This window comes from Carboxylicivirga taeanensis (assembly GCF_051851475.1).
Classification (GTDB): Bacteria; Bacteroidota; Bacteroidia; order Bacteroidales; family Marinilabiliaceae; genus Carboxylicivirga; species Carboxylicivirga taeanensis.
The window spans coordinates 71,522-94,914 of sequence record NZ_JBPUSJ010000009.1; the positions used below are offsets into that span (position 1 = coordinate 71,522).

The window sequence follows — 23,393 nt, forward strand, 5'->3', positions numbered from 1 at the left end:
GTAAATATTACAAAGTTAATTTCTCTTAATCAATAGCAATTAATTAAATGCCTGCCCTTTAGTTTGTTTTTAATTAATTTTATACATGCGATTACCCTTCAACAGCCGCTATAATATTACTTTTGCTTTGGTATGGATATTTTTCATCATATTTTAAAACAATACTGGGGGTATGAAGCCTTTCGTCCCCTCCAGGAGGACATTATTCGCTCGATAGCTAATGGGGATGACACCATTGGGTTAATGCCCACGGGTGGTGGTAAGTCGCTCACTTTTCAGGTACCTGCTCTAGCCAAAGAGGGAGTTTGCGTTGTGGTAACGCCCTTAATAGCCTTAATGAAGGATCAGGTAAACAACCTGAAAAAGCGCGACATAAAAGCGGTTGCTATTCACTCTGGCTTAAGCAGAGAGGAGATTAACGTCACCCTGGATAATTGTATTTTTGGTGGCATCAAATTCCTGTACGTTTCGCCAGAAAGATTAGCCACAGATATTTTTCAGGAAAAAGTACAACAGATGCCGGTCAACCTGCTGGCCATTGACGAAGCGCACTGTATTTCTCAGTGGGGTTATGATTTCAGACCCTCCTATTTAAAAATAGCCGAAATACGTGAACTGCTCCCCGACACGCCTGTGCTGGCTCTAACAGCCACTGCAACACCCGAGGTAGTTGACGACATTCAGGATAGATTGCTGTTCAAAAAGAAAAACCTGTTTCAGAAAAGTTTTAAACGAGATAACCTCGTTTATGTAGTCCGACAGGCTGAAGATAAAGAGCAACAACTACTTAATATTATAAATAAAGTACCTGGTAGTGCCGTAGTTTATGTCAGAAACAGAAAAAAAACACAGGAATATTCAGATCTGCTCGTTAAAAACGGAATATCGGCCAGTTCGTTCCACGCGGGCATGCCGCAAGAAGCAAAGGACCTTCGGCAGAAAAAATGGACCGATGGAGAGATTCGGGTAATTGTTTCGACCAATGCCTTTGGAATGGGCATCGACAAGCCCGATGTGCGACTGGTGGTGCATATGGATGCGCCCGACTCGCTGGAAGCATACTTTCAGGAGGCAGGACGCGCCGGACGTGATGGTAAAAAAGCATATGCAGTGCTGCTTTGGTCCGACAATGACAAAGTGAGACTTAAACGTTCGGTAGGTGTTACCTTTCCTGAAAAGGAAAAAATTGTTGCCGTATACGAGGCCTTGGGGAACTTTTTCCAACTCGCCGCAGGAAGTGGATATGGCAGAGTTTATGATTTCAATCTGGCCCTTTTTTGCAAGAACTATCGGATGAACCTCATGACGGTATTCAATAGCCTGAAAATACTGCAACGAGCTGGTTATATTGAATTCACCGAAGAAATACAACTATCAGCCAAAGTACATTTTATCATGCGCCGGGATGAGTTATATAAATTTCAGGTGGCCAATGACGATTTTGATCGCTTCATAAAGCTATTGCTCCGCTCCTACACCGGCCTGTTCACCGAATATGTGGCCATTAATGAAGAGTTACTGGCCAAACGCATGGAAGTAACACAAAACACCATCTATCAATACTTGGTAAAACTGAGTCAAATGCGTGTAATAAAATACATCCCTCAAAAAAAGACTCCGCTAATAACCTATACAACATCGCGCGAAGACGGCAGATACATAGAACTCAAAAAAGAAGTTTATAAGGACAGAAAAGAAAAATATGAGCAGCGCATTCAAAGTGTAATTGATTATGGCACGTCTGGTCACATATGCCGAAGCAGGTTACTGCTCAACTATTTTGGCCAGCAGGGAAGCGATGATTGTGGCCTGTGCGATGTTTGCCAAAATGTAAAAAAAACACAACTGCCACTGTCAACCTTTAAAAACATTCAGGAGCAGATACTGACGACTCTGGCTAATCAATCGCTAACCTACGATGAACTGGTTCTAAAACTCAACATCCAGCAAGAGGAGCTGTCTAAAGTACTCCGGTGGATGGAGGAGTATGAAATAGTCATCGAAAATAGCCGCGGCCAGCTGGAAGTAAGCCCACGCCATTAGCGAAGTTCAAATAATTTGTTTTAGTTTTGGCATAAATCTTTTTAAAATGCATTACGACAATTCTCCATACAACCTATTAGTTCTATTAGGGCCTACGGCCAGCGGAAAAACCACTTTTGCGGCTCATCTGGCCAAAGAGCTGGATGGAGAAATTATTAGCGCCGATTCGAGACAGATATACCGCGGAATGGATTTGGGAACCGGTAAAGATCTGGAAGATTACACCATTGATGGACAAACTATTCCCCATCACCTCATTGATATAGTTGATGCCGGTTACAAATACAACGTTTTTGAATACCAGGCAGACTTTTTCAAAGCCTTTGAGCAGGTGCAGCATAATAGACGCTGGCCTGTTATGTGTGGCGGCACAGGCCTGTACATTGAGTCTGTACTAAAAAAATACAAGCTCATTAACGTGCCAGTTAATCAACCCCTACGAGATAGCCTGCAGGGAAAAAACCTGCAGGAATTAAGTACGATTCTGGCCGGCTACAAATCTCTGCATAACCAAACGGATACCGATACGGTAAAAAGAGCCATTCGGGCCATCGAGATTGAAGAGTATTACAAAGAGCACCCCGAAATTGAAGTGAAACTTCCTGACATCCATCCACTGATAATTGGAGTCAATATAGACCGAGAATCGCGCCGTCGAAAAATTACTGATCGACTCAAAAAACGCCTTGATGAAGGAATGATTGATGAAGTAAAGCAATTATTGGATAGCGGGGTTACTCCGGAAGATTTAATATACTACGGTTTGGAATACAAGTACCTAACAATGTATGCCACCGGCCAATTGACCTACAAGCAGATGTTTGATAAACTAAACGTTGCTATTCATCAGTTTGCCAAGCGACAGATGACCTGGTTCAGAGGCATGGAACGCAAAGGCGCCCATATACATTGGGTAAACGCCTTTGAGCCCATGGAAGAAAAAATTCAAAAAGTTATCAAGCTGCTGCAGGCTTAATCTAACTTATAGGCAACCACCTGATTGGCGAAAAAGGTGGGTACAAGCACTTCGTGCGTCTGCGTATTATAGCCGATGTCAGCACTCTGAATATTCTGCTCAGCCGTGTTCAATAATTGTCGGGGCTTTTCACCGGGAGTGTAGTGATAAAGCGCCCCTTTCCAAAAAGAATAGTAATAGCCGCCTTTGCCATCTGCTTCAATGCCATCTGCCTGTCCTCCTGTTTCGATAAAGAGCTGTGCATCTTTGGTGGCCACCGAAATCTTAATAATACTGTTGCCTGTCCCCAGCAATACATAATCCTTTTCAGCAAACAAACCATTGATGCGCCCCCAGGCTTCGTTAGTTAACCATGGCACCAACTTATTATTTTCTAATACATAAATGGTTGATGTTTGCGTATCAGAGACCAATACGTCCTTCTCATGAGTAATTGTCACATCGTTTAAAAATACGGCCGCCGGCTGATGTATTCGTTTGATTATTTTGGCTTTCTCGATATCGATTACAACCAAATCGTCGATGTCTGTAACAAAGAGAAGCCCCTCTTTTATGGCCATTCCCTTAGGAGCATTTAGCCCATCCACCCATTTATGCACCAATATCTCACCCGATACTGATAGTTTTGTTAGGTAGCCTATTCCATCTTTATCTAAGGGTTTACCTACTATATTGGACACAAACATACAATTTCCTTCATGGTAAAACTTTACCGATTCAGGCACTTCTAAAACAGGTTTTGTCTCCCAGGTTTTTGTCAATTGTGCAGTCACAACATTCGAGAGCAATAGCAGAACAAGAGTTAGGTAATTCATATGCATTTTTCGTTTGTTTATGTAAATTTATAGAATGCTAATAAATATAAAGAACATTTTTCAACGTTTCAACGTAGAGTTTAGAGACAGTTTATAAATGAAGGCATTAATTATACTTGCGATACAACTTTTACAGGCACATAAACTCGCAATAATTAATACGCTATCAAAAGACCCAAACAATGGAAAGCATTGAAGATTACATATTGAGGATTACAAAGTTAGCCAACAGAAACAAAGAACTAAATGACCAACTGCAGGGGCTTGTTGGGCGCTATGAAATCATTCAGAAGCAGAATGAAAAATACCTGAATCTGCTATCGGAATATTCATATGAGGAAATTGAAGAACGCCTTAGAGTCCCCTCTAAAAAGCGGGTCAAACGATTCAAAATGGTTTCGGTGCTTCATGCTACCATTAATGGCTTTGATAGAATACGCGGCAATGCCCATTCCCAAAAACTAATCGATGCCTTAGATGAGCTCTATCTGCGATTCGATGATATTGCCAAGAAATATGGCGTGCTAAAAGTTAAAACCATCGGTGATACCTTTTTATTTGCCGGCGGGGTTCTGGAAGAAAACAGAACAAATCCGATAGATGTGGTTAACACAGCCCTGGAGATGCAGGCTGCAGCCAACAACTGTCTGATCAATGGGGATACTGAACCCTTTTGGCAGGTGAGTATTGGTATCCATACTGGTCCTGTATTGGGTGAGCCAACCGGCAAAAAAAGCTCGCCATTTACCCTAACTGGAGAAAGTGTGAACATTGCATCGCGCATGGGAATGGCCTGTAAAGCCGGGGAAATAAACATATCAGTGATGACCTATGAGCTGATTAAAGAATTTTTCAAGGTGCAGGATAATGGAAAAATGCCCGCCAGGTACAAAGGCCTGCTGGATATGTTTAAGGTGGAAGGGATTCTGCCCGCCCTGTCGGAAAATGGCGAAGGACGCCTGCCCAACCGAAACTTCAATACGAAATACAACCTCATCCAGTTTATGGATATCCAGGAGGAACTGCTGGACATACTAGAGCAAAAGCTGCCTGAAAACCTCTACTATCACAACATTAAACACACCATTGATGTGGTAACCGAAGTAGAACTGATTGGTTGGGCTGAAGGCCTGAGCGAAGAAAATATTTTGGTACTTAAACTGGCCGCCTTATTCCACGATAGCGGACATACCATTGACTATCACGACCATGAAATGCACAGTGCTAAAATAGCGCGCGACATCTTAAAGAATTATAACTATCCCAAAGAACAAATTGACACGGTGTGCCGGCTGATTTTATCAACGCAATTTCCGCCGCAGCCAAAAGATATACTCGAACAGGTTATATGCGATTCGGATCTTGATTATCTGGGGCGTAGCGATTTCATTCCAGTATCCAACACTTTGTATCAGGAGCTGAAAGAGCGCAGTATGATTGGAACGATTCAGGAGTGGAATCATAAGCAGCTCGCTTTTATACGTATGCATCAATACCATACCGAAACGGCTCGCAACCTGCGAGAAGTTAATAAGCAAAGTCAGATTGAACGATTGGAAAGCCTGCTGGAGTTGAGCGAAAGAACTTAAAAAATATTGGAGATGCGTCCTTTAGCAAAGGTTTTCGTATGTTCACTATACTCATCAAAAAACCAGGCGCCTTAAAGGAATATCATCAGGAATTAAAAACACAATAACGCCAGGCACGGAAATAACTGATAAACGGTTTATTCCGTGCCGGGCGTTATTATTAGCGTTTATTGCGTGAACTTACTTCTGAAAAGTCCTTCTCTCCTTTATTTTTTCAGACCACACCTTTTCAATAGCGGTTCAATAGAAGGCTCGTGACCTCTAAAGTTTTTGTAAAGCGTCATTGGATGTGCAGTCCCTCCTTTTTCCAGGATTTCTTGTCTGAATTTTAAGGCAATTTCGCGATTAAAAATTCCATTTTCCTTAAAAGCCTCAAAAGCATCAGCGTCCAATACCTCGGCCCACTTATAGCCATAGTAACCTGCGGCATAGCCTCCGTCAAAAATATGAGCAAAGCCGGTAGAAAATGCCGTTCCTTCAACTGCTGGAAACAGTTCTGTAGCTGACATTGCCTCCTTTTCGAACTCAACCACATCGCCTTCAAAAGCGGTAGTCAGCGAGTGCCACGCCATGTCATTCATTCCAAAACTTAATTGTCGGACAGTTGCATAACCACTCTGGTAATTTTCGCTGTCCACAATCTTCTGAATAAGCTCGGCCGGAATTACCTCACCTGTTTGGTAATGCACACCTACCTCTTTAAGCCAGTCTTTTTGAGTCGCCCAGTTTTCCATTATTTGAGATGGTAACTCCACAAAATCGCGATACACATTTGTGCCAGCCAAACTCTCATACGTTACTTTGCTGAACATGCCGTGCAAGGCGTGGCCAAATTCATGCAAAAAGGTCTGCACCTCGTTAAAGGTGAGTAAAGAAGGTTTATTTTCAGTAGGTCGCGTAAAATTACAAACAATAGAAATATGTGGGCGTATATCTCCCTGTCCATCTCTGTGTTGATCACGGAAACTAGTCATCCAGGCACCTCCCTGCTTGGATGCTCTGGGGTGATAATCCACATAGAAAACGCTTAAAAAACTACCGTCCGCATCAAATACTTCGTATGCTTTCACTTCTTCGTGGTACACCGAAATTTCCTTATTCTCACGGAAGCTTATCCCATAAAGCTTCGTAGCAAGTCCAAACACTCCCTTTTCAACCTTTTCGAGCTGAAAATAAGGTCGTGTTGCCTCATCATCCAATCCATACTTTTGAGCCTTAAGCTGCTCGCTGTAAAATGCATAATCCCAGCGTTCCAGTTGTCCCTCCAACCCTTTTTGGCGGGCATATTCCTCTACTTCTGCCACATCTTGCTTGGCAACATCCAAAGAAGCATCGAGCAGCTCCTGCAAAAAGCTGTTTACCTTATCGGGATGGAGCGCCATGTGCTCTTCCAAAACGAAATGAGCATGACTTTCGAAACCCAATAATTTCGCCTTTTCTACCCGCAGCGTAACTATCTGTCTGATTAACTCCTTGTTATCGTGCTTATTGTTATTATTGCCCCTTTTGGAATAGGCCATGAAGAGGGCCTTTCGCAGCTCTCTGTTTTCTGCATATTTCATAAAAGGCATGTAGCTGGGAAACTGTAATGTAAAAATCCAGCCTTCTTTATTTTGGGATTTGGCCAGTGCCGCTGCAGCCTCCAAAACACCTTCCGGCACACCGGCAAGTTCCTCTTTTGCCGTAACATGCAACTGAAAAGCATTGGTTTCGGCCAATAGGTTTTCGCCAAACTGCAAGGTCAATTTAGACAGTTGAGTGGTGATGGCCCGATACCGTTCACGCGCTGCTCCATCCAATAAGGCCCCTTTTCGCACAAATCCTTTATACGACTCCTCCAATAATTGAACCTGCTCAGCACTTAACTCTGCCCGATTTATTGTATCATAAACCTGCTTGACCCGCTTAAACAAATTCTCATTCAGCCAAATATCATTCGAATACTCAGTTAGTAACGGCGAAACTTCACGTGCAATTGCCTGAATCTGTTCATTGGTTTCGGCATGGTTCAAATTAAAAAAGATGTGACTAACAATTCCCAGCTGACTTCCTGCCTTTTCTAAAGCAACAATGGTATTAAAGAAATCAGGCAATTCAGGGTTGTTGCTTATTGCCTCAATTTCATCTTTCCCTTTAGCTATTAAAGCCTTAAAAGCGGGTAAATAGTTATCCTCTTTAATCTGCTCAAAAGGTGGAGTTTGATGAAGCGTTTTAAAGCGCTCCTGCAAAGTATTTTGTACCATATATTATCTCAATTAATTCTATTTAATCTTATGAAGAGCTTTTGCCGAACCCTATTTTTTTACTAATACAGCAAAAGTAATCATCAATTACTTCAATTTTCACCTAATAACAACAAACCTTTTTAAATATCGTTCGTTAAAAATCCTTAACAGCCGGGTGTTATTAAAACAGTAGCAAAAACCGGTTATAAGAAACAACACAAAGTCAAGCATTTAAAATGAATAAGCCACATTTCACACGAATCATTCTAACCTTACTGATTCTTTCAATTACAACCATAACCGGGGCCGATAATAAGGAGCTTAAAAACATCCTAAGCCCAAAAGAAATGAAGCGAATCGAATCGGCCGGAAAACTGATTGGCAAGGGAGATAAGTTCAAAGACCAAACACTTGATCTTGAGCAGAAAATTGAAGTTTTGCAAAACGCCGAGGGCCGAATAAAAAAGCGGAAAATTAAAAAGTACAATAAAAAAATTACAGACATAAAAATCAAAGCTTCATTCTATTATAAAGATGGCTACAAGCGATACATCGATGTGTTGGACGATCATCTGAAAAAAATGGATAAAGCGGGTAACTCAGAAGCCAAACAATCACGCGAGGATGTAAAAACACTGGAGAAAAAAGCCAGAAAACTCTATAATAAGGCAGAAAACAAGTCTTCGGCCGAGAAGATGCTCGCATTGATCGAAGAAGCACAAGCCAATCAGCAACAAGCCATCGAACTGCATAAAAAATGCCTCATCAGCCTGAATGAAGCAACAGAAGAACCGGAACTAATAGCCGAGGCATCAGCAGATACGTTGCAAACAACGACTGACCAGCAGGAAGATCTGCCCGTTGCAAAAGATACAGCATCAACTAGTTTGGATACATTTGTGGCTGACACCAACTCGGCCGCCAGTACAGCGCCCCTGTCAACAAGTGTATCTGCAGCACCTCCAGTTGCTATAGGCTCAATCAGCAGTCCCGAAATAAGCTCTCCAGCCAGCAACAACGAAGCTCTTCCCAACAATAACGAAGTAGCTCACCCCACTGTATTTTTTACAATACAAATTATGGCCGACAAGCAAAAAGCCAGTGCTGAACAACTAAAGCTACTTTACAGTGGCAATCTCGAAATTGTTGAAATGCATGTTAATGATTGGTATAAATACTCTGTAGGACGCTATCAGGATATTGAAAAAGCTAAATCCACCCTGAGCGAGGAAAATATCAAAGGATTTATTGTTGCTTACAACAAAAACCAGCGCATTCCGGTTAAAGAAGCAGTGGCAATAATTAATGGAGAATCATAAAAAAATAACCGATACATTCGCAAAATGAAAAAAGTTAGAACGATACTTAGCGTTGCACTCATCGCAACTTCATCCCTTGTTTATGGGCAAGGACAAATTGTTGATTTTTTAAAAGCTGGGAAGGCAGATGCCAACACCCTGGCTAAAGCCTATCTGATGCCCTATGGCGAAATGCTGGGCGTTAACCTGAATAGTGGCTGGTATAATTCGGCCAAAGTACACAAACTGGGTGGCTTTGATTTCACCATCACTGCGAGCTACACCACAGCACCAGGCAGTAAAAAAAGCTTTGATCCGAATACATTAAGCTTAAATACCGTTCAACCAGCTAAGGATGGCTTAGCTCCAACAATGGCTGGTAGTGATAACCAAAGTATGGCCTTTAACGACAAAATAACCAATTCTGAGGTATTTACAATAGAAGGAGCCAATGCTGACATTTTTATTACGCCCATGGTGCAGGCGGCTGTTGGCTTACCGTTTCATACCGAAATAATGGGACGTTTTATGCCCAAAGTAGGCTATGGCGATTTTGGCGAGGCTGGCCTATGGGGACTTGGCATTAAACATGAGATTAAGGAGTATATCCCATTTGTGAAGCGGGTGCCTTTTCTGGAAGCTTCTGTTCTAGCGGCCTATACCGATTTTAGTGCCGATTTGGGCGTTATTCAGGACAATGCTTATCCCGGCAAACTGGAAACCACATCGGGCGCATTTACTTCGCGCTTACTAATTGGAGCCAACATACCGGTTCTCTCATTTTACACAGGCATTGGTTACGGCACCGCCACCAGTAATTTTGACTTAAAAGGCACCTTTGATGTTGGCCCTGAAGGCGAGCTTCCAGATCCGGTTACTTTGGAATACACCACCAACGGCTTTGATTTCAATGCCGGCATGCATATTCGTTTAGGCATTTTTTCGATACATGGCGATTACAGCCTTGGCGAGTATGCAGTTATCACTGGCGGCGTTGGCATTAACTTCAGATAGGATACGCTAACCATAAAAATACATAGCCCTGATGCATTTGCTTCAGGGCTTTTTTTTTGCAGGTTTTTTTCCCTCAAAATAATCACTAACAACTCATCTCCATCCGGTAAACTTTTCTGCCTTATCGACTAAGAGGCCTTCCAAAATACTCTTCGTGTACCACATCAGAAAAAGCTTTGCGCTTTTTTTCCGGCATTTTGTTATCCTGCGGGTAGCCAATGGGCAAAAGGGCAATGGGCTCAATGTGACTTGGTAAGCGAAGTAATTCACGCACTTTATCGGGATCAAAATGACAAATCCAACAGGTTCCCAAACCTAATTCGGCCGCTCTCAATGTCATATGATCAACGGCAATAGCAGCGTCAACATCGCAGTGATCTTTTTGATCGTATGAACGTTTCCACGATTCATCGTGATTGCCACACACGACAATCACCTGAGGAACACTTTTAAACCACTCTCTGTCGTAGCAGGATTTTAGTTGATCCAGATTAGCCTCATCAGAGACCAGAATAAAGTTCCAGGGCTGACGATTAGCTGCAGATGGTGCCAGGCGTCCGGCTTCAAGTACTTCAATAAGCAGAGCCTTGGAAACCTTGAGAGGCTTATATTCCCGCACAGAGAAGCGCTCTCGAAGAAGTTGATTAAAATGCATAAAACAGGATTTTGAGCAAATGATAACTTTGTTTTTCTTTACACAAAATTAAACGGCCTGCTGTAACTTGCAAATTTTAGCTATAACAAATGTTTTTCTTACTATCTAAAATTTTATTCTTCTTATTAGTTCCATTTAATTGGTGCGTCCTACTAATTATTGGCGGAACCCTAAGCAAGCATAAACGACTCAAATACTATCTATTTGGATCCGCTGCTACACTTTTCCTTTTATTTTCCAACACCTTTATTTTCCAGAAGGTTATTGCACAGTGGGAGCATCCTACAGAAAACCTCAACCAGCTAGCACCCAATCATACACCAATAGTTGTCCTTGGTGGTTTGTCGAGCTACGATGAGCAAACAGACCGTATTATTTTTAAGGAAGCAACAGACAGGCTGATGCAGGCCTTACTCCTCTTTAAAAAGAACCCCTCACGTCTGGTTGTAATTACTGGGGGTTCAGCTGAAATTTATTTTGAAGAAAAGCCAGAAGCAGAGTATTTAAAAGACTACCTGATGGCTATTGGCATACCTGCAAGTCAAATACTCGTTGAATCACAATCCAGAAACACCCACGAAAATGCCTTTAACACCGCTGCACTGTTCGATAGCCATCAACTGAAGAAAGACATCACTTTGGTAACATCAGCTTTTCACATGAAACGAGCTACGGCTTGCTTTGAGAAACAAAACTTTAGTGTACAGGCGGTTGCTACCAACCCTTTCACTAACCACCAACCATTCAAACCGGCTGATTACTTTCTACCCTCGCTGCACACCTTGCAATCGTGGGCTATTCTCACAAAAGAATGGGCCGGTATGCTGGTATATAAACTCAAAGGCTACCTTTAGGCTGCTAATCAAACAAATCGATTTCATGAACGGAACACCTCATGCCATTAGGTGACTGGATAAATTAGTATCAAACGCATGTCAGTAGCGCTCAAACTTTCAATTTCAAAAATTGCAGTTAAAGCTTTAAAAGTTCGTTCGGCAAAAATAATGCTTGCAACAAATGCGTTTAGATACCTACGCCAAAACCAACGCTAAAAATTGGTTCCCAGGCTTTATACGGGGAATATTTATGCTGCAACACATCAAATAAAACCTGCACAGATACGAAGCTCCGCCGAGACAGCATCTGACGGTAACCACCTCCAAAGTAGATAAAAGGAACGAAGTCCCGCTGCTTGTTTTGTAAGGTTGCAGTATAGCGTTCCATACTATAGCCAGCAAACTCGCCATGGGCAAACAAACTTGGGGTAATATTATATTGACCAAACAACCTTCCTCCAAATTGATTGTATGTACGAGAAGGGTTAAAACGTTTGTCTTTGGTATACTGATACTCAATACCTAAACCAGCATACACTTTGGGATTTAAACGGGCACCAATAACCGGACTGATTATCACGTTTGTATAATCGCCGAAAGTCAGCCCCAGACTCCCGCCGGTAAATAATTTGTCTTTAAACGCCTGCTTGGGTTGTTCAGAAGTTTCCTGCCCATCTGCCACGAAGCTGAGACTGGCAAAAATCACCAAAAAGAATACACGTTTTATCATTTTCATAGGATCAGGATTAAATGCAGCCACACACAAACCCTTCAGCCAAACCATTCAATAGTTCTGTTTCTTTTTGTTTCTCTGCGTTGGTCCCTTTACACGTTTCACACACCGGCAAATACACGCGCGCATGGTATTCAACCTCCACCTCCTGAATCACCATCTCACAAACAAAGCAATTAAACTGTTTGCTGTTTTCGTTAATCTGTGGCATACTATTTGATTGCAAATAAACTAATTATAAAAGTATTACAATTCATTAAATTGTTCGAAATTTACAAATATATTAGTGAAGTTGCCAGTTATGTGTCTTATCTTTATTTATCAACTACAATCACATCAAATACAACTACTATGAAATCAATATTCAGCATCATTACCCTGTCATTGATTTTGCTAAGTCCAACATTTAGTGCTTCGGCACAGAAAAAAAACAAAAAGGAACGTCAGCAAGAGCAATTTATTGAAACCCAAAAGTTGGTGAACAGCAAACAGTTTATTTTTGTACCAGACCGAGCTTTTCCGCAAGGAGGACGCTCAATTGACTTAACCACTAATTACGGCTTTGTTAAAGTCGAAGGCACAGAAACAACCGGTGATCTGCCTTATTTTGGAAGAGCCTATTCTGTCCCTTATGGAGGTGGTAGTGGTATTAAATTTGAAACCACCAGTATTAAAAATGAACAAATTGAGATCAACGAGAAAAAAATGAGGATTAGCTATAGTTTTGAGGCACGTAGCAAAGAGGATACTTACTCCTTGAAACTGGACATTGGCTATAATGGCAACGCATCACTTAGTGTAATGAGTAATAACAGAAGCCATATTAGCTACAATGGACAGGTTTCGGAACTTAAAGAGGAGGAGACAAAATAACCAGAACAGTATATAGTCTTTGAAAGGATATTAAAAAGTATCCTTCTTCTCAAGGACACAAAACAGAAAAACCATACATGCAAAGGTGTGAAGAATGACTCTCTCACCTTTGCATGCATGGCATTACTCAAAGTTTTTCGTAAAACTCAATTTTTCGACAACTCCATATAGATTCAGCTTCTCGCTACTACTCTAAAATCCGAGGAGTAAAATCTCAAAATCTGTATCAACTTTTACTTCATTATCTTCAACCGTCACTTTTTCGCCTGAATAGTAATCCATCAGAACATCACCATTTGAGAACACGCCGCCAACATTCACTGTTTTAGGCCCCTTGTTTAAGTCGAGTCCAACAACAACTTTATCGCTGTAGTTACCTGAGACGTATTCGCGCTTAAAATAATAGGGCTCAGCACTAAGTTGCTGATGAACACCAGCTCCTACAGAGGGATGAGCCGCCCTGAAACGTCCTAGCTTCTGCCAATGTTGTAAAATATCATTAGCTGTCACGCCATTAATCTCCTTATCATTTTTCAGGTCTTCCCAATTCATAAATGAGCGCAAAGTTGCATCGCCAACGGCTCCTTCAATATCCAGTGAACGCCCACTTTCATCGCCATAATAGACCTGAGCTGCACCCGGACACAGCAACAATTTTGTGCCAGCTTCCAGGCTTCGTCCCCTTTGCTTATCAAAGGGGCCTCCATCATCATGTGATGTCGTGTAGTTCATAACACTTAATCCTTTTAAAGGACCATTAAGCGCCTTGCTATACTTTGAGAAAATCTGCTCATAGGAATTATTAGCATCGTGCTTGAATTCAAAATTAATGAGGCTACGCATGCCATGTGCAAAATAGTCGACCTGACGGTCTCCAAAGTTAAACCAGCGACCGCCGGAAATACCATAATTATACACCTCGCCCACCATGAAAAAATCATTATCATCAAGCACTAAATCAGGATGCATGTTTTTCCATTCGGAAAATGCTTTTGCTGCCTCTTTCCATAAATCAGCCCACACATCTTCCTCAGTATGCTTTACTGTATCAAGCCTGAAAGCATCAATGCCGTAATCACGTATAAAATCGGTTAACCATTTGATAATATAATAGCGTGGTGTGCGCGGATAGCCGGTGGCACTAAAAAAAGCATCAAGCTCATCCATCTCTTTCTGCAAACGCCCTTCTTCGGCCCACTTGTCGAGTAAGGCTTTCGGTAACTCCACCTCATCGGTACTTTCAGTTTTAATATCTGGCAAATTCTCAACCAGCGTGCAACTCACAGTGGAGGCATAGTCCTGATAACGACATTGCGGTTCTGTTCGCACCCAATCGGTTCCCCATAGTGGATCTTGCTCAGTCACCGGACCGGTGTGATTAATAACTACATCTAATACCAGCCGGATGCCATGTTGATGAGCCGTTTGAACCAATTCGGCCAAATCCGCCTCATTGCCAAAATTAGGTTCCAGAGCAGTCCAGTCTTTCGTCCAGTAACCATGAAATCCGTAGGTGTTTCCTGTTCCCTCGTCTACCACACCATGTATTTGCTCAACAACAGGACTAAACCATATAGCATTGATTCCTAAGTCGGTAAAGTATCCTGACTTGATTTTTTGAGTAATCCCCTTCAGATCGCCCCCCATAAAGCCTCTTAAAACACCTGTTTCTGAAGAGCGATTGAAATTAACATCATTGGCCGGATTGCCATTATTAAAGCGGTCTGTCAAAAGAAAATACACATTGGCATTTTCCCATAAAAAGGGCACTTCGCTTTGTTTTACGGTGGTTTGACTTTCCTTGGTCAGGCAAGATACCATACTTAAAGACAATAGAATAAAGAAGGAAAGGATACTTTTCATAGTATTGATGTTTTTAGTTTGCATGTAAAAGTAAAAAAGACAAACTACAGTTTCCTACTGATAATCAACATTGCACCTATAGATAAATCATTAAATACTAACAACCAATATCTTACCACTTTCTCTTTTCTTCATCAATCCTTCGATACACCTTCCGAAAAGGTTTGCAGAACACCTCCCTCAGGCAATTTTGAGTTATTTGTTTACTTTTGCAATCTCGACACATATACCATGAGCAATTCGACAAAAAGCATCACCCAATACACGATTACTTCAGCAGATACTGACATGTTTTCGAGGCTGAAAGTAAGTGCATTGGTTAACTATCTGATTCAATCAGCAATAAGTTCTGCCGAACAGCTTGGCTTTGGTTTTGCAGATTTAAAAGATGAACATTTGTTTTGGGTTCTCAACCGCCTGACCATTGAAATTGTTCGGCCGGTTATGTGGAGCGAGCAGGTAGAAGTTGAAACCTGGCCAAAGAATGTCGAACGCATTTTTTACATCCGTGATTTTATTGTTCGTGATGCACAAAAACAGGTTGTTGCAAAAGCAAGCTCGGCGTGGCTGGCTATTGACTTAAAAAGCAAACGCCCGGGGACTTTCAACAAAGAAAAAATGGAAGTGTTTACACGCTTAAAAGATGTTCACGCATTAAGCCATTCGCCCGAAAAACTGGCGGCCATACCCAATTGCACTTCCCAGCTAATTGCTCCCAGCTATTTCGATATCGATTTAAATAAGCACGTGACTTCAACACGTTATATCGACTGGATGATGGATCAACTTTCAGTGGATTTCCATCAATCCCATTACCCCCAACAACTTTCGGTTAACTACCTCAAAGAAACAATGCTTGGCGATACCATTGCCCTCAACCACCAACAAACAAACACAATAAACAGCTTTGAAGGCTATAACCGTACACAGGATAAGGTGGCTTTCAGGGGGAAAATTACTTTTAGAGCACTAGAGAATCAGCAGGCCGGCTTCGCGTAACTGACTAAAGGTGTAACTGTTAATAAACTTATCGAAACTGCCCTTTGTTGATGCTTCATAATCTGCCTGAAATTCTTCGAGGGTAACCTTTTTACCCGAAGCAACAGATAGCTCTTTCAAATAGCTGCATAACCATGTCCCCAGCTGTTCTTTGACCTCTATTACCACATGAGTTTTGTTGCCCAAAAGAGTTAATTCAGCCATTGGTAATCGCTTTTTTCCTCGTTCACGAACAAAATACTTACAAACAGGTGCTTGTGAGAGCCATATCACTTGGCTATTACTTTTTAACACTAAACTTTCGCTAAGCAGGTTTTGAATGTAGTTGGGCGGCAGTTGTGTTTTAGGCACTCGAAACTCGAACCAATCAGACAAAGGAAAATCAAAGCCCACACCATGCATGTAATTGTAAAGGGCCTTTTTTAAGCCTTCACCATATCGTGTATGATTGGCTCCTGACAGATCCATAAAATCTAAATCATTCTTCGCAAAATCACCATCCAGGCCGCCGGTAATACAAACATTGTATTGCTGTGCGTTGAGGCCGACAGGGCTATGAGCGGTCAGTGCAAACTGGTGCCAAAAACCAGACTCAATAACTCCCAGACTAAACAGCTGCCTAACAACCTCCAGTGAATCAATCGTTTCCTGGTCGGTTTGAGTTGGAAAACCATACATTAGGTAAGCATGTACCATGATGCCGGCTCCGGTTAAATTGGCCGTCACGTTCGTCACCTGTTCAAGCGTTACGCCTTTATTGATTAGTTTGAGAACCCGCGGTGAAGCCACCTCAAGGCCACCGGCAATAGCAATACAACCACTTTGCTTTAACAGCAGACATAAGTCGGATGTAAAACTTTTTTCAAACCGAATATTGGTCCACCAAACAAGCTGCAAATCCCTTCTAATGATTTCTAAAGCCAAGTCTTTGAGTAAAACTGGTGGCGCTGCCTCATCAACAAAATGAAAACCTCTTAGCCCCGTTTGCTCCATTAACGCTTCCATACGGTCAACAATCATTGTTACCGGACTCGGCTCATACCTTTTAATATAATCCAAGGAGCCATCGCAAAAAGTACATTTGCCCCAATAGCACCCATGAGCCAAAGTCAATTTTAACCACTGCCCATCGGACCAAAGCCGAAACATGGGATTAGCAACCTCCACCACTGATATATATTTCCCCCAAGCCACATCTGAATAGTCAGGCGTACTAAGGTTCTTTTGTAGAATATCTTGCTCTGTCGCCCCATTCATAAAACAAACATGGCCATTCTGCAACACAAAAGTGCGTTTTAACGATGCTAGGGTTCTTTGCCCTTGGAGATGTTCTACAATACACTTTACAGGCAACTCTCCATCATCCAAAGTCACATAATCACAAAACTTAAACAATCTGGCATCCGTCACCTCCCGCAACTCGGTATTGACATACCCGCCACCCAGCACGACTCTAACATCGGGGCTGTTCTGCTTCAACCACTGCCCAATGCGCAACGCACCAGTTATATTGCCGGGGAAGGGTATTGAAATCAGCACCAGCTCGGGTTGATGCTGATGCACCTGCCTTGCCAACTCATCAACCAAAATTTGCTCAATAAAAGTACAGCGCTTCTCCAGATGGGCCTGAATTGCATCAAAAGACGATGCTGCCCGTCCAAGTCGCTCGGCATAGCGACTAAACCCAAAATTGGCATCAACCGTTTCTACAATGAAATCAGATAAATCCTCTAAAAACAAGGTGCAATAGTGCTTTGCTTTATCCAAAAGCCCCATTGTACCAAAAGCATCTGTATCTTCTTCGAGTTGATTGAACCGCGCCGCTTCTGGCAGTATGTTGCCATGACAAATATTTTGAGCTTCAACCGTTGTTGGCTGTCGTAAAAAACCCAAGGCCCGCTCAACGCTATTCACATACGCTTCTTTTAGCAAGTAAATCCGCTGTGCATTGGGCGATAGAGACTGCTCATCATCAATCTGCTTAAAAAGTTGGGTTAATCCTCCTTTGGTAAAAAGCGTGTTGAACACCTCAATGCCCAAATCAACCTGAACCGATTGTAGCTTGAGTGAATTGAGATACCCCTTAAGGTAGGCAGTAGCTGGATAAGGTGTATTTAGTTGCGTAAATGGCGGGGTGAGTAGTAAAATCATGAATAAGCTTTATGTGGCAAAAGTACACAATTCACAAAACAAAATATATAATTGTGAACACAGATGACTTAGAATGGTCGTTTTGGAAAAAGGCCTTGACGAATGAACTGAAAACAGTAAACCTATTCGGCAAAAAAAGAATGCCGGATGAGACATTATCTCATCCGGCTTTTATAAACTTAGGCTACATAGAGTTTATTGAAAGCTACCCGACTTTATGAAGCATATTGCTTAACGATGGCCTCCATCTGCTCAAATTGCTCTTCCATGCTTTGCAACAATTTAATTTGTGCCCTGGTGCGTACCAGGTTATGATCAGGTGCATTGACTTTATAATAGTTATCGCCATCGATGTAATCATCAAGGAAACGAACGGCCTGCTCATACGTTAGAAGCTTAGCTCCAAAGGCCAAGGTATCTACTTCAGCAGGGGTTAAAACAGATTTTGTTTCTTCCAAGAATCCTTTGATAAAGCCTTCGAACAGGTCGATGTCCATACTCACATTTTCGAGGTTTGGATCATCCTCCAGGCCTGTATTGGCGCCATTTCGAATAGCATCGCCAATATCGTAACACACAAATCCGGGCATTACTGTATCCAAATCGATAACACAAAGGATTTCATCATTTTCATCGAGCAGAACGTTGTTAAATTTCGTATCCTGATGAACGATGCGTTCAGGCAAGATGCCTTCGCGTCCCATTTGCACCACCTTCTTATACTCTTCGGAACGAGCCATTAGAAAATCCACTTCAGCCTGCACCTCTTTCAATCGTCCTACGGGATTTTGTTTTACCCGCTCAATAAAATTCAAAATACGCATCTCGGTATTATGGAAATCTGGCAACACGGGATACAATGGTTCACCAGGCAGATCGGCGAGGCGACTCTGAAACTGACCGAAAGCTTTTCCACCCACATAGGCCTGCTTAGCATTCGATAGCTTATTGTATGAACGGGCATTTTCGATGAATAAAAACACGCGCCAATAATTACCTTCGGCATCTTTAACGTAGCCTTTACCATCAACAGTATCAATTGGTGTGAGCACCTGTCTCTTAATATCACTTCCCGGAATTTGCTCCAACTTAGCGCGCAAATGATCGGTTACTCGCTTAATATTTTTCGTAAGCTCAGGTACGTTTTTAAATATATGATGATTGACCACCTGCAGTAAATAATTTGGCTTATCTGCTTCTTTGGTCTTCACCTTATAGGTTGTGTTAATTAAACCATCGCCAAAAATAATGGCCTCCTCAAAAGTACCCTCTATTATAAATTGCTTTATAACAGCCTGTATATTTTTTGTCATAGTATTTAAGTATTAATTCCTGACAAATTTAATTTTTACTTTTGAAAGTCCTACGTTTTGTTGTTTATTAATTACTGTTACTTTCTTTTCCTTTTGATAAGGTTTTTATTAGTTATCAAAATTTGGCGCTAATCGAGATTCGTCTCATTCAATAAATCTTCAGCCTCTTCGTGTAACACAAATCGCTTATAGTACGATACAATAACAGAAGTTAATGGCAGCGCAAGCAGTAAGCCGATCAAGCCCATTAAACTTCCCCAAATGGATAAGGCTAAAAGAACAATAGCCGGATTCATCCCATAGGCTTTTCCCATGATGCGGGGCACCAATATGGTTTCCTGAATTAGCTGAACAATGCCTAAAACCAACAGTACCAAAAAGGCCACATGCCAAAAGCTTTGTTGCGTCTCCATGGCTTTTAATAGCGCCAAAAGTAAGGCAGGAATTAACCCGACAATTTGCAGGTATGGAACGATATTTAAAGCGCCAATAAATAAGCCGATCAGGATGGCCATTGGTAAACCTATAATTTTAAAGCCAATGGCTAACAATACCCCAACAATTAAAGCAATTAATCCCTGTGAGCGGAAATACAAGTTCATTGAATGTCCCAAATCGTCAAATATATCAGAAGTTACCTCTCGATAACGTGCTGGTATTAAGCCCATACCAAAATTTCTAATCTTTTGAAAATCCATCAGAATAAATATGGTATACAGCGTCACAACCAAAATACCAACCAAACCGGCTATAACCCGCATCGAACCTGAAAATAAGTTCCAAAAACCTGGAAGTATTTTTTTGAAAAACTCTGTCAGGTTCTCAAAATTGAGGTAGTTTATCACTTCCATCTCACGAAGCAGCGCCTTTATCCCATTCTCCAACTTAGGGGGCAGCACTCCCCTAACATCAACCGATTGAAGATAAACTCTGATCAATTGAACCATTTTATTCATCTCATCGACAAAAGCAGGAACCAAATACATTAAAATCAAAGAGAGTGCTACCGCCACGGTTAACACAGTTAACAAAACGGAAGCCCCCCGGTGTCTGACTCTCAGTTTGCCTTGCACGAAATTTACTAAAGGGTCCAGCAGGTACGCTATGAATAAAGCTATTATAAAGGGGCCCAGAACATTCTTTAAAAGATTAACAACATAAAGAAGTGCCCCAAAAATGATAGCCGAAAAAACCATCCTGACAACACGATCGAACGTATATGGGCGAGGTTGTGAATTTTGCATACAGTATAAAATTTGAAGCCAAATTACTAAAATCGAATACAAATTCTAAACGAAACAAAATAAATAGTAACAATCAGCGTTTAAAGGACAACGGTACACTTTCGTCAACACCTGGTTAATTTTTGTAAAAATATTTGGCTAAATGTGAAAAAATGTATTGTTTTTTGGTCGATGTTTTATTACTTTGCATATGGTTTCCCGCACTACATTTCGTAATAGTTTAAGCCGGATAGCAAAGATTAGTGAAAGCAAAACATGAAACACATTAACCTGTGTATATTAATAGTTATCCTTCTTGTATCATTCTCCGCTTGTGAGCGCGAATTTGTATACAGAGGAGGTGAGGAAGGGCTAGTCTTTTCGTCGGATACAATTATGTTCGATACCATTTTCACATCCATTGGTTCAACCACAAAAAACTTCAGGGTGTTTAACCCTTATGCGGAGGATATGTCCATTGAATCAATTGAATTAGCTGGCGGTGATGAATCCCAGTTTCGCTTAAATATTGATGGATTTTCAGATAATTATGCAGAAGATGTAAGAGTCCGATCGAAGGATAGCCTCTATATTTTCGTGGAAGTTACCATTGATCCTGTGGGCAGCAACACCCCCTACGTGGTAACCGATTCTATTTTCTTCAGAACAAAAGAAAGGGTCCAAACTATCCATCTGGTAGCATACGGACAAGACGTTATTCTTCTGAAAAAGGAGTGGCTTAAAACACAAACGCTAACCAAAGATAAGCCCTACCTTATTTACGACTACTTGGTGGTTGATTCGGCCCAAACCGTAACAATCGATCCGGGCGCTAAACTTTATTTCTACAAAGATGCGAGCCTGCTCGTGCTGGGAACACTCAATGCAAATGGCAGCGTAGAAGAGCCTGTTATTTTTGCCGGGCACCGACAGGAGGATTGGTATGCCGATAAACCTGGCCAATGGGGCTACATCCATTTATTACCCGGCTCTGGAGCATCTTCATTCAATTACTGCACCATCAAAAATGGTATGATGGGTATTTTAGCCGACTCGGTTGGGCTTAATACCCCCCCGATCTCAATAACCAACACAAAAATTGAACATGTTAGTACTTTTGGGCTGCTGGCTCAAACCTCTAATTTAGAAGTTGCCAACAGCGTTTTCGGAAACTGTGGAAACAGCTCTGCTGCATTAACCGTTGGTGGTTCCTACGAATTTAGTCACTGCACGTTTGCAAATTATTTTGACTGGACCTACCGCAGTAAACCAGCCGTATTTTTAAACAATTACTACCTGGATGTCAATGAAGAGGAACAAATCGTCCCACTGAAAAAAGCCTCCTTTAATAATTGTATCATTTATGGCAATAGTATTTCTGAGTTAGGATTCGACTTAAAATACAGTAATCCCGAAATACCAGAGATGGACGCCAACTATGTTTTTAATAGTGTTATTTTAAAAGTAAAAGATGGGTTTGATGTATCTGATGAATCGAAATACATAAATGTATTACTCAACGAAGACCCCTTATTCATCAGCACTGTTGACAACAATTTCCAGCTTGACACACTTTCTGTGGCCAAAGATATTGGGTCATACGAACTGGCAGAACCATATCCGTTGGATATTTTAGGCACCAATCGTCTGGAAGATGCCGGGCCCGATTTAGGGGCTTATGAACGCTATGAAAAGAAATGAAACTGTGCTCATTATTCCTTTTTCTGTATTGGGGCTTCATCCCCTTGCTTGGCCAGCCCCCAACAAATGAAAATTACGCCATCCTCTTTTATAACATCGAGAACCTGTTCGACTGTGTGGATGACTCACTCAAGATAGATAATGAATTTCTGCCAGAGGGAGACAAACGATGGTCGCATGCAAAAATGTACAAAAAAATAAACGGCATCAGTAAAACGATACTGGCCTGTAATGGTTGGGACCCGCCTGCGCTAATTGGCCTGTGCGAAGTTGAAAATGAGTGGGTGCTCAAACAATTAATCTATAACTCAGGCTTATCTGCATTAAAGTACAAATATATTCACTACGAATGCGATGACCCACGCGGAATTGATGTTGCCCTCCTATATAGAAGTAAAGACTTTATTCCCCTTCATGCAAAACCTATCAGCCTATCCGATGCAGCAACAGATTTTTTTACGCGAGATGCCCTCTATGTTAAAGGCTGTATCAAATCAGACACGGTTCATCTAATCATCAATCATTGGCCATCCAAAAGAGGTGGCACTTTAGCGTCTGAGTTTAAAAGAAAGAAGGTTGCCAAACTTATCAGTAGCCACATTGACTCCATTAAAGCAGCGGAGAATGATGCCAAACTTGTTTTGATGGGAGATTTTAACTCCGAACTGCATGAACCGGCCTTGCACGCATTAATTCATTCTGCTGAAGCCAGCTCCCTTCTTCAACCAGAAGACCTGAATAACCAACGCATTGCTGGTTCATACAAATACCAAGGGAAATGGTCGATAATCGATCATATTTTAGTAGCCAACGCCTGGCAGTCACAATCCCACTACAACTTTGAACATCGCATAGTGGCCCTCCCCTTTTTATTGGAAACCGACCCGGCCTATAGTGGAGTAAAACCATACAGGACCTATGTTGGCCCGCGCTATAATGGTGGAATCAGCGACCATCTGCCCGTTCTTCTCATCGTTAACAAACGCCCTGTGGCAGCCACTAGTGAAGTAATAATGCAATAATTTTTTTACATCTAAACACAGGATCAGCAATAATTCATCGTCTAAGGTTTGTAGAGGTAATTTA

At 41.7% G+C, this 23,393-nt stretch carries 19 protein-coding genes; 10 read left to right on the forward strand and 9 right to left on the reverse strand.

Annotated elements, in window-relative coordinates; all coding sequences use genetic code 11:
• Positions 1-132 precede the first annotated feature (132 nt).
• Together ACSX1H_RS13585 and miaA are read left to right on the forward strand one after the other, a co-directional pair.
• Positions 133-2,043, forward strand: coding sequence for a RecQ family ATP-dependent DNA helicase (locus ACSX1H_RS13585; RefSeq protein WP_439184690.1), 1,911 nt, complete (start codon positions 133-135; stop codon positions 2,041-2,043).
• Between the two features lie 46 nt (positions 2,044-2,089).
• Positions 2,090-3,019, forward strand: coding sequence for a tRNA (adenosine(37)-N6)-dimethylallyltransferase MiaA (gene miaA, locus ACSX1H_RS13590; protein ID WP_439184692.1), 930 nt, complete (start codon positions 2,090-2,092; stop codon positions 3,017-3,019).
• Here miaA and ACSX1H_RS13595 read toward each other — a convergent pair.
• The gene (locus ACSX1H_RS13595) at positions 3,016-3,834 is read right to left on the reverse strand and encodes a hypothetical protein (RefSeq protein ID WP_439184694.1); all 819 of its coding nucleotides are present in this window, start codon (positions 3,832-3,834) and stop codon (positions 3,016-3,018) included. The genes miaA and ACSX1H_RS13595 overlap by 4 nt on opposite strands.
• Positions 3,835-4,016: 182 nt before the next feature.
• Here ACSX1H_RS13595 and ACSX1H_RS13600 point away from each other — a divergent pair, with 182 nt between their 5' ends.
• A complete protein-coding gene (locus ACSX1H_RS13600; protein ID WP_439184695.1) occupies positions 4,017-5,423 on the forward strand; it encodes an adenylate/guanylate cyclase domain-containing protein in 1,407 nt (468 codons plus the stop codon).
• Positions 5,424-5,629: 206 nt separating this feature from the next.
• Here the strand turns inward: ACSX1H_RS13600 and ACSX1H_RS13605 are convergent, their stop codons facing one another.
• Positions 5,630-7,666 (reverse strand): M3 family metallopeptidase, encoded by a 2,037-nt coding sequence (locus tag ACSX1H_RS13605; RefSeq protein WP_439184697.1) that lies wholly within the window; start codon positions 7,664-7,666, stop codon positions 5,630-5,632.
• A gap of 218 nt (positions 7,667-7,884) precedes the next feature.
• Here ACSX1H_RS13605 and ACSX1H_RS13610 point away from each other — a divergent pair, with 218 nt between their 5' ends.
• Together ACSX1H_RS13610 and ACSX1H_RS13615 are read left to right on the forward strand one after the other, a co-directional pair.
• Positions 7,885-8,967 carry an SPOR domain-containing protein gene (locus ACSX1H_RS13610; RefSeq protein WP_439184699.1) on the forward strand — a complete coding sequence of 361 codons (1,083 nt, stop codon included), beginning with the start codon at positions 7,885-7,887 and terminating at the stop codon, positions 8,965-8,967.
• A 24-nt stretch (positions 8,968-8,991) separates the two neighbouring features.
• Positions 8,992-9,960 (forward strand): DUF6588 family protein, encoded by a 969-nt coding sequence (locus ACSX1H_RS13615; protein WP_439184701.1) that lies wholly within the window; start codon positions 8,992-8,994, stop codon positions 9,958-9,960.
• 121 nt (positions 9,961-10,081) lie between these two features.
• On the opposite strand, the gene ACSX1H_RS13620 is transcribed toward ACSX1H_RS13615, so the two are convergent.
• Positions 10,082-10,615: a nitroreductase family protein gene (locus tag ACSX1H_RS13620; RefSeq protein ID WP_439184703.1), complete on the reverse strand. Its 534-nt coding sequence runs from the start codon at positions 10,613-10,615 to the stop codon at positions 10,082-10,084.
• Between the two features lie 89 nt (positions 10,616-10,704).
• Between ACSX1H_RS13620 and ACSX1H_RS13625 the strand changes: the two genes are divergently transcribed.
• Positions 10,705-11,469, forward strand: coding sequence for a YdcF family protein (locus ACSX1H_RS13625; protein WP_439184705.1), 765 nt, complete (start codon positions 10,705-10,707; stop codon positions 11,467-11,469).
• Between the two features lie 169 nt (positions 11,470-11,638).
• On the opposite strand, the gene ACSX1H_RS13630 is transcribed toward ACSX1H_RS13625, so the two are convergent.
• On the reverse strand, positions 11,639-12,187 hold the full coding sequence (locus ACSX1H_RS13630) for a hypothetical protein (protein WP_439184707.1): 549 nt from the start codon (positions 12,185-12,187) through the stop codon (positions 11,639-11,641).
• 10 nt (positions 12,188-12,197) lie between these two features.
• Positions 12,198-12,395 carry a hypothetical protein gene (locus tag ACSX1H_RS13635; RefSeq protein ID WP_439184709.1) on the reverse strand — a complete coding sequence of 66 codons (198 nt, stop codon included), beginning with the start codon at positions 12,393-12,395 and terminating at the stop codon, positions 12,198-12,200.
• Between the two features lie 140 nt (positions 12,396-12,535).
• On the opposite strand from ACSX1H_RS13635, the gene ACSX1H_RS13640 reads away from it, so the two are divergent.
• A complete protein-coding gene (locus ACSX1H_RS13640; protein WP_439184711.1) occupies positions 12,536-13,057 on the forward strand; it encodes a DUF4251 domain-containing protein in 522 nt (173 codons plus the stop codon).
• Positions 13,058-13,249: 192 nt separating this feature from the next.
• On the opposite strand, the gene ACSX1H_RS13645 is transcribed toward ACSX1H_RS13640, so the two are convergent.
• Positions 13,250-14,920, reverse strand: coding sequence for an alpha-amylase family glycosyl hydrolase (locus tag ACSX1H_RS13645; protein WP_439184713.1), 1,671 nt, complete (start codon positions 14,918-14,920; stop codon positions 13,250-13,252).
• A gap of 231 nt (positions 14,921-15,151) precedes the next feature.
• Here ACSX1H_RS13645 and ACSX1H_RS13650 point away from each other — a divergent pair, with 231 nt between their 5' ends.
• Positions 15,152-15,919, forward strand: coding sequence for an acyl-[acyl-carrier-protein] thioesterase (locus ACSX1H_RS13650; RefSeq protein WP_439184714.1), 768 nt, complete (start codon positions 15,152-15,154; stop codon positions 15,917-15,919).
• Here ACSX1H_RS13650 and ACSX1H_RS13655 read toward each other — a convergent pair.
• From ACSX1H_RS13655 to ACSX1H_RS13665, 3 genes are all read right to left on the reverse strand, one after another.
• Positions 15,890-18,070, reverse strand: coding sequence for a B12-binding domain-containing radical SAM protein (locus ACSX1H_RS13655; protein WP_439184716.1), 2,181 nt, complete (start codon positions 18,068-18,070; stop codon positions 15,890-15,892). The two genes, ACSX1H_RS13650 and ACSX1H_RS13655, sit on opposite strands and share 30 nt — an antisense overlap.
• Positions 18,071-18,285: 215 nt before the next feature.
• Positions 18,286-19,383: a phosphotransferase enzyme family protein gene (locus ACSX1H_RS13660; RefSeq protein WP_439184717.1), complete on the reverse strand. Its 1,098-nt coding sequence runs from the start codon at positions 19,381-19,383 to the stop codon at positions 18,286-18,288.
• 128 nt (positions 19,384-19,511) lie between these two features.
• Positions 19,512-20,627, reverse strand: coding sequence for an AI-2E family transporter (locus tag ACSX1H_RS13665; RefSeq protein ID WP_439184719.1), 1,116 nt, complete (start codon positions 20,625-20,627; stop codon positions 19,512-19,514).
• A gap of 255 nt (positions 20,628-20,882) precedes the next feature.
• On the opposite strand from ACSX1H_RS13665, the gene ACSX1H_RS13670 reads away from it, so the two are divergent.
• Both ACSX1H_RS13670 and ACSX1H_RS13675 read left to right on the forward strand, forming a co-directional pair.
• Complete coding sequence (locus ACSX1H_RS13670) at positions 20,883-22,307, forward strand: hypothetical protein (protein WP_439184721.1); 1,425 nt, start codon at positions 20,883-20,885, stop codon at positions 22,305-22,307.
• On the forward strand, positions 22,304-23,329 hold the full coding sequence (locus ACSX1H_RS13675; RefSeq protein ID WP_439184723.1) for an endonuclease/exonuclease/phosphatase family protein: 1,026 nt from the start codon (positions 22,304-22,306) through the stop codon (positions 23,327-23,329). Before ACSX1H_RS13670 ends, ACSX1H_RS13675 begins: the two co-directional genes overlap by 4 nt.
• Positions 23,330-23,393: the final 64 nt, after the last annotated feature.

Coding starts and splice junctions, on each gene's coding strand:
- ACSX1H_RS13645 (WP_439184713.1), bottom strand. CDS start 14,920: ATGAAAAGTATCCTTTCCTTCTTTATTCTATTGTCTTTAAGTATGGTA.
- ACSX1H_RS13625 (WP_439184705.1), top strand. CDS start 10,705: ATGTTTTTCTTACTATCTAAAATTTTATTCTTCTTATTAGTTCCATTT.
- ACSX1H_RS13595 (WP_439184694.1), bottom strand. CDS start 3,834: ATGAATTACCTAACTCTTGTTCTGCTATTGCTCTCGAATGTTGTGACT.
- ACSX1H_RS13640 (WP_439184711.1), top strand. CDS start 12,536: ATGAAATCAATATTCAGCATCATTACCCTGTCATTGATTTTGCTAAGT.
- ACSX1H_RS13660 (WP_439184717.1), bottom strand. CDS start 19,383: ATGACAAAAAATATACAGGCTGTTATAAAGCAATTTATAATAGAGGGT.
- ACSX1H_RS13650 (WP_439184714.1), top strand. CDS start 15,152: ATGAGCAATTCGACAAAAAGCATCACCCAATACACGATTACTTCAGCA.
- ACSX1H_RS13585 (WP_439184690.1), top strand. CDS start 133: ATGGATATTTTTCATCATATTTTAAAACAATACTGGGGGTATGAAGCC.
- ACSX1H_RS13630 (WP_439184707.1), bottom strand. CDS start 12,187: ATGAAAATGATAAAACGTGTATTCTTTTTGGTGATTTTTGCCAGTCTC.
- ACSX1H_RS13655 (WP_439184716.1), bottom strand. CDS start 18,070: ATGATTTTACTACTCACCCCGCCATTTACGCAACTAAATACACCTTAT.
- ACSX1H_RS13605 (WP_439184697.1), bottom strand. CDS start 7,666: ATGGTACAAAATACTTTGCAGGAGCGCTTTAAAACGCTTCATCAAACT.
- ACSX1H_RS13615 (WP_439184701.1), top strand. CDS start 8,992: ATGAAAAAAGTTAGAACGATACTTAGCGTTGCACTCATCGCAACTTCA.
- ACSX1H_RS13600 (WP_439184695.1), top strand. CDS start 4,017: ATGGAAAGCATTGAAGATTACATATTGAGGATTACAAAGTTAGCCAAC.
- ACSX1H_RS13610 (WP_439184699.1), top strand. CDS start 7,885: ATGAATAAGCCACATTTCACACGAATCATTCTAACCTTACTGATTCTT.
- ACSX1H_RS13675 (WP_439184723.1), top strand. CDS start 22,304: ATGAAACTGTGCTCATTATTCCTTTTTCTGTATTGGGGCTTCATCCCC.
- ACSX1H_RS13665 (WP_439184719.1), bottom strand. CDS start 20,627: ATGCAAAATTCACAACCTCGCCCATATACGTTCGATCGTGTTGTCAGG.
- ACSX1H_RS13635 (WP_439184709.1), bottom strand. CDS start 12,395: ATGCCACAGATTAACGAAAACAGCAAACAGTTTAATTGCTTTGTTTGT.
- ACSX1H_RS13620 (WP_439184703.1), bottom strand. CDS start 10,615: ATGCATTTTAATCAACTTCTTCGAGAGCGCTTCTCTGTGCGGGAATAT.
- ACSX1H_RS13670 (WP_439184721.1), top strand. CDS start 20,883: ATGAAACACATTAACCTGTGTATATTAATAGTTATCCTTCTTGTATCA.
- miaA (WP_439184692.1), top strand. CDS start 2,090: ATGCATTACGACAATTCTCCATACAACCTATTAGTTCTATTAGGGCCT.